This window comes from Flavobacterium sp. N1736 (assembly GCF_025947065.1).
Taxonomy (GTDB): domain Bacteria; phylum Bacteroidota; class Bacteroidia; order Flavobacteriales; family Flavobacteriaceae; genus Flavobacterium.
In genome coordinates this window covers 2,291,073-2,303,397 of record NZ_CP109994.1, presented here as the reverse complement: position 1 = coordinate 2,303,397, position 12,325 = coordinate 2,291,073, and the positions used below count along the sequence as shown (strand labels likewise).

Sequence of the window (12,325 nt, the reverse complement as noted above, 5' to 3'; positions counted from 1 at the left end):
GTCTGGATAAAGTCTATCGACAAAGTAAACCTGAAACCTGAAACCTGAAACATTTTTTTTAAACTTTACACTTCGCCAATATCTCTTTTACCTCAGTTTTGCAGCTTCCGCAGCCTAATCCGGCGCCGGTATTTTTGCATAAATCTGTGAAGTTGTTGACACCGCTTTTGATGGTTTCTTCAATATTTCCGGCACCAACCTGACTGCAGGAACACACTAATTTTCCTAAAACAGGTTTTGCATTTGAGCTTCCTCTTAATAATAAATTTCGCTTGTCTGATAATTCGATTTTGCTTTCGATCATCGTTTTAAATTCGGCAAACTCATTTTTATCACCCATTAAAATGGCACCAACAAGCAAATCATCTTTTACGATGCATTTTTTGTAATAACGTTTTTTTAAATCGGCAAAAATAATTTCTTCATAAGAATCGTCGTTTTCCGGAATCTCAATATCACCAATACTGCATAAATTAATATCTTCCAGTTTTAAAATATTCATTAAAATCGAACCTTTATAATAACTGCTGATATCGCCGGCAAGATAATTGGCGAGAATATCGGCTTGTTCTTCTGCTGCAGAAGTGATTCCGAATAGCTTATTGTTGAATTCGGCTATTTCTCCAATCGCATAAATATTAGGATTTGATGACTGTAAATACTGATTTACCTTTACACCGCGACCACATGAAAGACCTGTTTCGCGGGCGATTTCAATATTCGGAATTGTTCCAATAGTATAAACAATTGCATTTGCGATGATAATTCGTCCACTTTTTAATGCAATTTCAATTTCATTGTCATTATCTGTTTTAAAGACGGTACTTACTTCATTATCAAAATAAATCTGAATATCGCGAAGCTGGACTTCTTCGGCCAATAGTTTACTTGAAATTCTGTCTAATTGACGCTCCATTAAACGTGAAGCTCTTTGTATAATGGTAATTTTTACTTTTTTATGTTTTAAAGCTGCGGCTAATTCTAAACCTAATAAGCCACCGCCAATAATTACAACATGTTGTTCTTCAGGAGGTAAATTGGTGTTGTCCAAATAAGTTTTTAGGCGATCAGCATCTTCTTTTCTTCTCACTGTAAATCGGCCGGGCAAATGAAGCTGCGCATTTTCAGGCACAAACGGACGGCTTCCGGTTGCCAGAATCAAAGAATCGAAAAAGTGCAAATTACCCTGATTGTCTAAAACTGTTTTTTCATTTGCATTTATTTTTTCAATTGCAACACCGGTTTTCATGGTGATTTTTAGCTTGTTAAAAGCTTCACCGTCTTTTACTTTTAATAATTGTTCCCACGTAAATTCGCCAGTCATATATTCCGGAAGTAAAACACGATTGTAAAATGGGTTTACTTCATTTGAAAAAACAATAATTTCATCTGTTACATTAAACTCACGATAGTTTTGAATAAATCGGAACGAAGCTGCACCCGCGCCAACAATAACAATTTTCTGAAAAGGTTTTATATATTTTGAAATCGCAACTGTAGTATATTTAAAATCAGGTTCTTTTGAAACAGGATCAACAACTGTATTCGTTAAATTATTCGTTCTGTTTAAATCATTATCGAGTTGTTTTCCCCAATGCATGGGCAGAAAAACGACTTTTTCTTTGATCGAATCGGTTACTTTTGCTTTTACACGAACTTCTCCGTTTTTACTGGAAACAATTACAATGTCGCCATTTTTAATATCATTTTTATAAGCATCAATCGGGTTTATTTCCAGAACCGGACTTGGTGTGTGTGTCATCAATCTCGAAACTTTTCCGGTTTTAGTCATCGTATGCCATTGATCGCGAACACGTCCTGTGGTTAGAATAAACGGAAATTGCGGCGTTGGCTGTTCTGATGTATTTTCAATAAAAGTGGGTAAATTGAAAATGGCTTTTTGCGATGGCGTATAGAATTTTTTATCAGTAAATAGGCGAGGGGTTCCCGGATGATTGTAATCCGGAACCGGCCATTGAAAAGTGCCTTCGGTTTTTAATCGGTGATAATTTAAGAATGAAATATCAATGTTGGTGTTTTTAGTCAGCGCACAATGTTCCTTGTAAATTTCTTCGGCACTATTAAAATTAAAACCATTGAAATTCATTTTTTTAGCAAAGCGAATCAGGATTTCAATATCCGGAAGTGCTTCTCCGGGAGCGTTAATTCCCTTTGGTAAATACGAAATACGACGTTCAGAATTGGTCATTGTGCCTTCTTTTTCTAACCAACCGGCAGCGGGCAATAATAAATCGGCATATTTGGCTGTATCTGCATTATGCGAAATATCCTGAACGACAACAAATTTGGCTTTTTGCAAAGCTTTTTCGATTCGGCGGGAATCCGGCAGACTCACCATTGGGTTGGTACAGATAATCCAGACAGCTTTCATTTTTCCTGACTCCAGAGCTTCAAACATTTCTGTTGCGGTCAAACCGGGTTTATCAGAAATTGAATCAACACCCCAAAAATCAGCGACTTCTTTTCGATGTTCGGGATTTGCAATGTCTTTATGCGCTGCTAAAAGAGTCGCCATTCCGCCAACTTCGCGTCCGCCCATTGCATTGGGTTGTCCGGTTAACGAAAACGGTCCCGAACCCGGTTTTCCAATTTGTCCCGTTAATAAAGATAAATTCAGTAAAGCCGTATTTTTATCTACGCCAACAGCGCTTTGATTTAATCCCATTGCCCAAAGCGAAATAAAACCTTTTGCTTTTCCGATAATATCTGCGGCAAGTTTAATATCGTTTACCGAAATACCGCAAAGTTTTGAAGCTTTTTCAAGCGAAGTACTTAAAACTAAGTCTTTGTATTGTTTGAAATTTTCGGCATTATTTTTTACAAAATCATGATCTACAAAGCCTTTTTCGATAATGCGTTTGGCGATAGCATGATACAAAATAATATCAGATCCCGGAAGAATCTGCAAATGCAAATCGGCAAAAGCAGCCGTATCAGTTCGTCTGGGGTCAATAACGATAATTTTTATTTTCGGATTTTTCTCTTTGTGTTTTTCGATTCTTCTAAATAAAATTGGATGACACCAAGCCGGATTTGCGCCTGTAATCAGGAAAGTATCTGCCAGTTCAATATCATCATACGCAATGGGAACAGAATCTTCGCCAAAAGTCTTTTTATAGCCCACAACGGCTGAACTCATGCAAAGTCTGGAGTTGGTATCGATATTATTGGTTTTCAAAAAGCCTTTTACGAGTTTATTAACGAGATAATATTCTTCGGTTAAACATTGTCCCGAAATATAAAAACCAACACTATCGGGTCCGTGTTTTTTTATGATAGAAGTAAAAACGGCGGCAGCGCGATCAAGAGCAGTATCCCAACTTACACGTTCCAGCGGATAGGATTTGCTGCCTCGCATTTCAGGATATAAAATTCGGTCTGAAGTATCGTTGACAACATAATGCAAATTCATTCCTTTAGAGCACAACATTCCTTTGTTGACAGGATGATCTTTGTCGCCCGTTACCATCACACCGTTTTTTGCATCATTGGTTACGATGATTCCGCAGCCAACGCCACAATACGAACAGGTAGTTTTGATTTTGGTATTTTGCATTATAACTCGTTTTTGAATACTAAAAATATGAATTACTTTGTCTAAGATAATTCACGTATGTTGGTGTAAACAAAAATAAGTATTTTTACGTATAAATACGTATTTTTTGAATTTATTTTGAGTTTTTAGAAAAAAAGTAAAAAGAGGATTGTGAGAAGTAAAATGGGAAAATTGTGTAAAAAATAAAATGAGAATTGTAAAAGGTAAAATGGGAGAATATTGTAGAGAGTCAGTTCGTAGAGACGCATCGTAATACGTCTCTACATGATTGTGTAATTTATTTTTTCTTTCCGATAAATCGAATTACAGAACCTTTTCCGTTATGGAATAAACCTTCGTTTAATTCAATTTCTTTTTCTTCTAACTGAATGATTTCATAATTAGGAAAATCATCTTGAATTTCTTCAATCGAAAATAAAGATTCAATGTCTTTTGGTCCGCCAACTTTATCGTTTAGGGCAAGATATTTCAGATGTTTTTTGCTGAAAGCTTCAAAAATAATAATTCCGTCTTTGTGTAAATACGTTTCTAATGTTTTGTGAAGAGACGATTTTATTGCTGCCGGAAAATGAGCATAAATTAAGGCAATCGCATCAAATTGTTCTGTGTGATAATGTAAAGATTCTAATTCTCCAACCTGATAGTCAATATGTACATTATTAGCTTCAGCAAGTTTTAAGGCTTTGTTTTTTCCTTCTTCACTTATGTCAAAAGCAGCTGCTTTCCAACCTAATTTTGCAGCAAAAACTGCATTTCTCCCTTCGCCTTCGGCAGGAAAAAGAATCGTTCCGGGATTTAATTTTTCGATTTGTTCCTTAAAATAATTGTTGGGTTCTTCCCCATAAGCAAATTCTTCATTGCTGTAGCGGTCGTTCCACCTTTCGGTCCAGTTGTTGTTCATTTTTTATATATTAAAATTGATTATTAAAGGTTTATGATCACTGTGTAAAGTCCAATCGTGATAACTTCCAACTTCAACGCTTTCTAAAGTTTCGATGAAATCATTTGAAGCAAAGCAATAATCAAGATGGTAAGGTTTGTTTTCGTGACGATACAGGTACAAAGTAGGATGTTGTTCTTTGCCTTGAATTTGATTGAAGTATTTATGATAGGTACTGTAGATTTTTTTAGATTCTAATGCAGTTACCACTGTCGAGTGATTTCCTTCTCGTCGTGGTTTATCCCAAATCGTGTTGCTGTTGAAATCGCCAATTAAAATGGTTTTGTTTTCGCAGATTAAATTTTCATAATAATTAATCGCTTTCCAAACTTGCGTTACATAATGTCCGTCTTTGTCTTCGGGATTATTTGCCCAAACGGCGAACAAAGTAAAATCAACCTTTCCGCCGGTTACAGCAATAGGCAAAATGTTTTTGAAGCTTGGATTATGGCAATCAAGCAATTGAAATCGATAATCGCTATAGGAGAAAACGCCAAGACCTTTGTGCACATTTGTGCCATACCAAAGAATGTCTGTTGGCAATTTTGTTTCGCTTGGAAATTTTAGTTTTTCAGGACTTTCACATTCTGAAATTATTGCAATATCAGGCGTGTAAGCCAGAATTAATCCTGCCTTTTTTCTAAATGCCATATTACAATTCCAAGCTATAATTTTCATCAAATGAAATTTATATGCAATTTAGAATAAATATCGCTATGTATTTTTAATCTTAGCCAACAAATTTTGTTATGCCACTATCTATGTCAATTTCTGCAAAATTATGTTTCCCGATAACGATAAGCAGTTTGTTTGCATTATATCCTACATATCTTATTTGAGGTTCCCCAACTTTTGGTTTTCCGCAAACAGAAATTACATTTGTTTGCCATTTCAATTTGCTTCTTTTGTAGGCAGATATTGTTTGTAAGTCATTTTCAACATAATAGATAATATTGTTTTTTTTAATTCCTCTTTTTTGAGTTTTTGCAAAATTAATTTCTGAATTTTTTGAAATTAAAGCATCATTAAATTTTTGAGCAATACCAGTTTGAGTTACAATAAAGGTTAACATGGATAGTTTTAAAAATTGTTTCATCGGATAGAATTTGGGGTTCATAATCGTTTCAAATATAACTAATTATACATATAATAACGCTCTGATTAGACAAAAAAAAAGAACCCTTTTCCGAAATAGGAAAAGGGTAAAATATATCAGTTAATTTTGAAGAAAAACTATTTTTTCCAGCTAAAAATTCTTGGATTAACAGAAATCATTAACCACGCCCAATTGTTAGTATGACTAGCGTCTCCACCTTTTATAAATTCTAACGTTCCAGAACCAAACATTTGAGAATATCCTCCTGAAACCACAATATCTTTTTTGAAATTATATCCAAAAGTAGCATCAATTTCAGTTCCTAAATAAGAATTCATTTTTTCACCTTGAGGTAAAGGCGTAACTACATCAGCAGCAGCTAAAAATACGTGAGGCATCAAAGCAAATTGCCATTTGTTTACGCTGTAATTTAGTTTTAAGAATGCATCCTGCAAACCAACATTGTTTAAATGACCGCCGCCTACATAAAAATAATCCATATATCCATTAAATCCATGATTTGTTCCGAATAACGGGTTGAATGATTTTATTACTGTACTTCCGTCATTTGTATCTTTTCCTGATAAAAATTCATAACCTAAACCAGCTTTAAATGAATCAGTTATAGAGTATGTAAAATTTGCTGCGGCATTCCAGGCACTCACTTGTTGGTTAGTACTTTTTCCGGTTTGTCCGTAAGCGCTTAAATTAGTATCAATCTTATCGGTTTTATAGGTTAAGTACGTTCCAAAAGTTTGCTTGTAATCCACTAATAATTTTGCATCGGTATTAGCATATTCATAGCCGGTATTCAGCAATAATAAACTTGCTCCAATTTTATCAAAAGTGGTGTGATACCACGCATATTGCATCGCTTTATAATTGGCTACAGTATAAGGAGTCTGAAAAGTATTTTCAGCATCTGAATTGTAAGCAACTCCCAAGTCTAAACGTTGATTTTCTGGATGAAAACTTACTGTTAATGCATCATGGCTTTGTGCTTGTTGGCCCCAGTCTTGCTCTCCCAAAATACGTTGATTATCGTATGAAAGTACCTGACGTCCCATTCTTGCGCTCCATTTTTTTGTGAAATCATATTGTGCCCAGGCTTCAAAAACGGCAACACCATTTTTGTCAGCTGTTGCTGTAGGAGTTACATCTCCCCAGGTTCTGGTATTTTGTAAAGTCAATTTTACCGTTAAATCTTCTTGTTTGTAATTAAAATTTAATCTGGAACGTTGCGATATTTGAGAAGTACCTTCCTTTCCGTATGGTAAAAGTGTTTTGTATCCGTTTCTGTATTCGAAACGCGGCCTGATTTGTAAATTTACATCTAGTTCTTGTGCTTCAACATGAAGGCTGATTCCTCCCAAAAGTAATAAAGCAATTATTTTGATTTTTTTCATAATTGGTTTGTTTAATATGAGGCAAATTTAAATTATTAAAAAGGTTTAACTTGTGATAAAAATCATACAATTTCATTCTTTTTTAATCTTTTTAAGTTATATTACTGCCTATCAATTACTTTGGATAAAACAGGTTGTTTCTCATTCATAATTTTTGTTATTGTATAATGCATCCAAATCAAACAAATAGCCGAAAACACTAAAATAAAGATCCACGAACTGGACCAAATTCCGGTTGCAGTAAGCAAATAACTAAAGATAATTGGACCAAAAAAACCGCCCAAACCACCAATCATTCCCACCATTCCGCCAACAACGCCTACATCTTTTGGAAAATATTCCGGAATATGTTTGTAAACGGCTGCTTTTCCAATTCCCCACGAAATTCCTATTAGGATAACCAGAACTAGAAAAACCCACATATTAGCATCAAATTTAATCACAGTAATTCCTTTGGCTAAAAGTTCTTTTTTCTTTACCAATTGATTTTCTGTAACAACCACTTGCTGCCACGATGTTCTGGTTGGAAAAATAGCATTTTCAGATTCATTTGCCTTTTTTTGAGCAATAGGAAAATCAGTTTCTCCAATTTTAATATTTTTGTCAGATACAGCCGTTATATTTCCTTTTTTAGAGGCTAAAATTCCGGGTCCGGTTGTAGTGATTTCCATTTTTGGAATCATTAATAAGGCACTCAAAATAACAGAAGAACTTAAAACCCAATACATCACTTTTCGAGCTCCGAATTTATCTGACAAATAACCACCAAAAGCTCTGATAACGCCTGAAGGCAAGCTAAAAAGTGTGGCAAATAAGCCTCCCATAACCAAACTGGTTTGATAAACATTCATAAAATTGGGTAAAAGCCATTGCGAATAAGCAACAAAACAGCCGAAAACCAAAAAATAGTACGCTCCAAAACGCCAAACTCTGGCACATTTTAAGGATTGAAGCATTTGAGAAACTGTTCTGGTATCGTTCTCTATTTTTTTATTTTTAGCGAAGATTAAAAAGGCAAAACCAATAATAATTAATGCAACAGCATAAATAACAGGAAGTATTTTCCAGCCGTTTTGAGGATCATCAATCGAAAAATAATTAAGTAATGAAGGCGCTAAAAATGTAGTGATCGCTGCTCCGGCATTTCCCATTCCAAAAATTCCCAAAGCGCGTCCCTGCCATTCTTTAGGGTACCAAATAGAAGTATAGCCAATTCCTACAGCAAAACTCGTTCCCACCATTCCAAACAAAAAGCTTAACAATGCAAACATTATAAAACTATCGGCATAAGGCAATAAAAATAAAGGAATCGAACAGAGCAGGAGCAAAAGCGAAAAAACATATTTCCCGCCAAATTTATCGGTAAGAATACCAATTGGCAAACGCATAATTGAGCCGGTTAAAATAGGAATGCCGAGTAACCAGCCCACTTGTACAACGCTCCAATTGAAAATGTCATTGTCAACCAAAAAAGTAACCAATACACCGTTTAATGTCCAACAAGCAAAACATACGGTGAATGCTAAAGTATTCAAAAATAAAATCTTGTGTGATTGTGATAAAGAGTTTGTATTTTTCATAGTACTTAGATTTGTTTTTTCAAATTTAAGTACATATAAGTATTAATACGTATTTTTAATTAAGTATTTTAAGTTCAATAAGTAGATTTGCCAACATCACAAAATTGATTCTCTATTTTATTAAAATGCTATTTTTTAAAGTCGAATTTTATCTTTTAAGTAGATTTATAAAAGCGAATATTCAGCGGCTTTATTCGAAAGTTCCATTAAGTTCTTCACTTTTAGCTTTTTCATCAGGTTAAAACGATGCACTTCGGCGGTTCTTTTACTAATTTCCAATGCTTCAGCGATTTCTTTGTTTCCTTTTCCGGATAATAAAAGGGTTAAAATTTCTTTTTCTCTTTTCGTAATTACCATTCCTTCGCCTAAATTATGCTTAGATTCTAATGAAGAAGAGGAATTTGTTAACTGACTAATTAAAATGGATGAGATATCGCCACTAAAATATTTTCCGCCTGCAGCAACTGTATGCAATGCTTTCAGGAATTCTTCTTTGCTGGATCCTTTTAGTAAATAACCGTCGGCTCCTGCCTTGATAGATTTTAGTACATATTCTTCAGATTCGTGCATAGAAAGCATAATAATTTTTATGTTATTATTTTCGCTTCTAAGTTTTTCTACCAGTTCAATACCGGTTAAGTTTGGCATTCTAATATCAGCAATAAGTAAATCAGGTTTAGTGGCTGCGATAACCTCAAGAGCATCTGCGCCATCAACTGCTTCGCCTGCAACCTCAATGTTTGCTTCGTTTTCCAATAAAGATTTTATTCCATCTCTCACAAATACATGATCATCTGCCAGAACAACCCGAATAATATTACTCATGTTTTACTTAATTTTAATTCTAAATTTTTACGTATATTCATCTATAAAGATAATGCTAAGATACGTAATTTTTATAATTAGAAAATTTGTCAATTAGGAAATTAGATAATTAGATAATTTGTCAATTAGATAATTAGATAATTTGTCAGTTAGACAATTGGATAATTTGTTGTAGACTTTTGTTTAGTTTCTTTTTGAGCAAAAATTTTGTGTTTTTTTGTCATCTCGACGGAGGAGAGATCACACTTGCAGCTCGACAAAGATTGTAGATTTTGTAAACCCGACAGGTTTTAAAAACCTGTCGGGTTTGGCGTAAGTGTTAGTCCGGAAAAGACAAAGATTGGTATCTTAATTGTCTAATTATCTAATTTCCTAATTATCTAATTGACAAATTCTCTAATTCTCAAATAGGAATATTAAAAGTAATCCTCGTTCCTTCGCCTGGAATCGATTTAATAAAAATGCGTCCGTTAATGTATTGAATTCTTTCTTTCATAAATAACAGTCCCATTCCGGATTCGCTGTTGCGTTTTTTATCAACAGCATTTACATCAAATCCTTTTCCGTTATCATCAATAATAATGCTTAACAACGTTTCACTATGCGAAAGCTGTACAATAATATGTGATGAATCGGCATATTTTATGGCATTATTAATCGCTTCCTGCGTAATGCGGTAAATATTAATTTCGATTAAAGAATCTAAACGTTGATCGAAACCGGTTTTATTATAAAACAGAATTTCTTTTCCGGTAAGTTTAGAAAGTTCCTGTGTTAGTTTTGCAAGCGAAGAAACAATACCGTGATCGCTTAATTCCGGCGGCATTAAGTTGAAGGTTGCCGTACGAACGCCTTTGATAATATCGAGCGATAATTTTTTAAGATATTCAATTTTTTGTGTAGACTTTTCTTTATCGTCCAGATTGATACTTTCAAGACTAAATTTTAAACCCGTAAGCATTTGACCGATTCCGTCGTGAATTTCTTTGGCAATTCGGTTTTGTTCATTTTCCTGATTTTCAACAATTTTACTCGAAATAATTTTTTGCTGATTGATTTTTTCCGTGCTGTTTTCAATATTCAAACGTTCTACTTCGCGCTGTGCTTTTTTACGTTCGGTGATATTAAAACAAACGATTAAAAGCTCCAGTTCATCTTTTTTAATTGTTACCGGAACCATCGATAAATCGAGCCAGATAGTTTGCGCTTCCTTATTAATGATTTTAATTTCGCCTTGCCAGCCACTTCTGTGCTTTTCGAAAATAATACGATCAAAATTGATTTGTTCTTTTTCGTCTGTCGTTAAAACTTCTGAGAATTTTTTGTTGGATGAAAAGTTGGTGTAGTTTAAAAGTTTGGCAAATTTTTCTCCAATATGAATAATCGAACCATCAGGAGCAATACGACAATAAAGCAGCGTATTTTCCATGGCATAATTAAGCGATTTTAATTCTTTTACCGAGTTTTCCTTAATCTCACTAATAATTTCAGTGTCATAAGCGAGTTTTAAAGCTCTTTTTTCTGAAGATAAAAGCGTCGCGATAAGTTTCTCGATTTTTTTATTGGTAGGTTTAAAAATAAAGAAAAACTCCAAAAGCAAAACAAACAGCGTGAAGGCAAAAATCCAATATTCTATTTTGCGTTGTTCCGTTACTTTTTCATGCGCTTCAAGATCATATTGCGTCACGATCTGATTCATTTTCGAAAGAAAAACACCTTCATTTTTTAGAATATTTTGTACCAATGTTTGATTATTGGAGTTGTTTTTTTGTTCTAAATTCAGCAGAAACGAATTTGCAGCGTCTTCAATATTGTTGAAACTTGGTTTGATTTCCGTATATAACTGAGAGAGTGTCTCACTTTTTTCTTTTGGAAAAGCTAAGTTTTCACTTCCATTTTCCAATGAATTCTGAGTTGTTTTCCAAAGGGATAAAACATCTTTTAAATGCGAAATTTGTTTTTGAGATACAGTATCAGAAACATAATATAAAATCAAAACTTCTTTCACAATTTTCTGGCTCAGCATTCTTTGCTTGCCCGAAATATTGATGATTTTAGAATCGCTTAATTGTTGTTTTAAATTATACTGAACTAATAACTGACTTAAAATGATGGTTACAGCAATAGTCAAAAGTGCAAAAAAATACAATCGGCGTAAATTTTTGAAAGTGATTTTATCCGCAGCTTCCTGATTGCTTTTTTTTATCATAAAAAATCAGATTACAATCCTAAAGAAGCTTTTATTAAGTTTAAATTTTCTTCAGAATAGTTGATTTTTAAGGCTTCATCATGCCCTTTGTCCGACATTTTATCCCATGTTTTTTTGATGATATTTTTTAGTTTTTCCTCGTCATGTTTGTGTACGAAAGGATCTAAATAATATTCTAAAAAAACCAGACAAATAACATCTTCGAGTAATTGCGTTTCGGCATCTTTTTTAAGCAGTTTTTTTTCGATTAAAAACGAAACACGATCTATAAACTCTTGATTATATCCTGCTTTTACTAAGATTTCGGCAGTGGTTGCAGCATGAAATTTTTTGAGTTCTTCTCTCCATCTCAAATAACCCACACGATCCATTGGATAAGATTCGCGCGCTACTTTCCATCGGCAAATGTGCTGTGCTTTTGAAGCAATTTGTATTTCTTCTGAAGCTTCCGGCTCAAATTGCATCAATCTTTCATACATTCTGTTCGAGTAAAATAATTCCTTCGGATATTCGATATTTTGATCGGTTTCGATATTCGGATCCTGAGCGTTTTCAGCATCAATCCATTCACTTGCTTTTTGAAAAGGTGTGTTCATTTTTTGGTAATAGATAGATTTCAAAGATACTGAATTTACTCGTTGCGTGTATTTTTTAAACACATAGTGACATAGTTTTGTTTTGCGGTTAAAGAC

9 protein-coding genes are annotated in these 12,325 nt (G+C 34.0%); all 9 read right to left on the bottom strand.

Translation table 11 applies throughout. The annotated features are described in order from the left end of the window. Positions 1 to 58 precede the first annotated feature (58 nt). Positions 59 to 3,577, bottom strand: coding sequence for a nitrate reductase (locus OLM54_RS09590; RefSeq protein ID WP_264538359.1), 3,519 nt, complete (start codon positions 3,575 to 3,577; stop codon positions 59 to 61). 277 nt (positions 3,578 to 3,854) lie between these two features. Beyond that, entirely contained in the window at positions 3,855 to 4,478 is a 624-nt protein-coding gene (locus OLM54_RS09585) for a class I SAM-dependent methyltransferase (RefSeq protein ID WP_264538358.1), read from the bottom strand. Between the two features lie 3 nt (positions 4,479 to 4,481). Further along, positions 4,482 to 5,195, bottom strand: coding sequence for an endonuclease/exonuclease/phosphatase family protein (locus OLM54_RS09580; RefSeq protein ID WP_264538357.1), 714 nt, complete (start codon positions 5,193 to 5,195; stop codon positions 4,482 to 4,484). A 52-nt stretch (positions 5,196 to 5,247) separates the two neighbouring features. Then, positions 5,248 to 5,613, bottom strand: a complete 366-nt coding sequence (locus OLM54_RS09575; RefSeq protein WP_264538356.1) for a hypothetical protein — start codon at positions 5,611 to 5,613, stop codon at positions 5,248 to 5,250. A gap of 137 nt (positions 5,614 to 5,750) precedes the next feature. Then, positions 5,751 to 7,019, bottom strand: coding sequence for an alginate export family protein (locus OLM54_RS09570; RefSeq protein ID WP_264538355.1), 1,269 nt, complete (start codon positions 7,017 to 7,019; stop codon positions 5,751 to 5,753). Positions 7,020 to 7,120: 101 nt separating this feature from the next. After that, the gene (locus OLM54_RS09565; protein ID WP_264538354.1) at positions 7,121 to 8,599 is read right to left on the bottom strand and encodes an MFS transporter; all 1,479 of its coding nucleotides are present in this window, start codon (positions 8,597 to 8,599) and stop codon (positions 7,121 to 7,123) included. A gap of 165 nt (positions 8,600 to 8,764) precedes the next feature. Next, the gene (locus OLM54_RS09560) at positions 8,765 to 9,424 is read right to left on the bottom strand and encodes a response regulator transcription factor (RefSeq protein WP_264538353.1); all 660 of its coding nucleotides are present in this window, start codon (positions 9,422 to 9,424) and stop codon (positions 8,765 to 8,767) included. A gap of 403 nt (positions 9,425 to 9,827) precedes the next feature. Then, entirely contained in the window at positions 9,828 to 11,633 is a 1,806-nt protein-coding gene (locus OLM54_RS09555; protein ID WP_264538352.1) for an ATP-binding protein, read from the bottom strand. 11 nt (positions 11,634 to 11,644) lie between these two features. Further along, on the bottom strand, positions 11,645 to 12,229 hold the full coding sequence (locus OLM54_RS09550) for a DUF4202 domain-containing protein (protein ID WP_264538351.1): 585 nt from the start codon (positions 12,227 to 12,229) through the stop codon (positions 11,645 to 11,647). Positions 12,230 to 12,325 lie beyond the last annotated feature (96 nt).

Coding starts and splice junctions, on each gene's coding strand:
- OLM54_RS09550 (WP_264538351.1), bottom strand. CDS start 12,229: ATGAACACACCTTTTCAAAAAGCAAGTGAATGGATTGATGCTGAAAAC.
- OLM54_RS09575 (WP_264538356.1), bottom strand. CDS start 5,613: ATGAAACAATTTTTAAAACTATCCATGTTAACCTTTATTGTAACTCAA.
- OLM54_RS09555 (WP_264538352.1), bottom strand. CDS start 11,633: ATGATAAAAAAAAGCAATCAGGAAGCTGCGGATAAAATCACTTTCAAA.
- OLM54_RS09560 (WP_264538353.1), bottom strand. CDS start 9,424: ATGAGTAATATTATTCGGGTTGTTCTGGCAGATGATCATGTATTTGTG.
- OLM54_RS09590 (WP_264538359.1), bottom strand. CDS start 3,577: ATGCAAAATACCAAAATCAAAACTACCTGTTCGTATTGTGGCGTTGGC.
- OLM54_RS09570 (WP_264538355.1), bottom strand. CDS start 7,019: ATGAAAAAAATCAAAATAATTGCTTTATTACTTTTGGGAGGAATCAGC.
- OLM54_RS09565 (WP_264538354.1), bottom strand. CDS start 8,599: ATGAAAAATACAAACTCTTTATCACAATCACACAAGATTTTATTTTTG.
- OLM54_RS09585 (WP_264538358.1), bottom strand. CDS start 4,478: ATGAACAACAACTGGACCGAAAGGTGGAACGACCGCTACAGCAATGAA.
- OLM54_RS09580 (WP_264538357.1), bottom strand. CDS start 5,195: ATGAAAATTATAGCTTGGAATTGTAATATGGCATTTAGAAAAAAGGCA.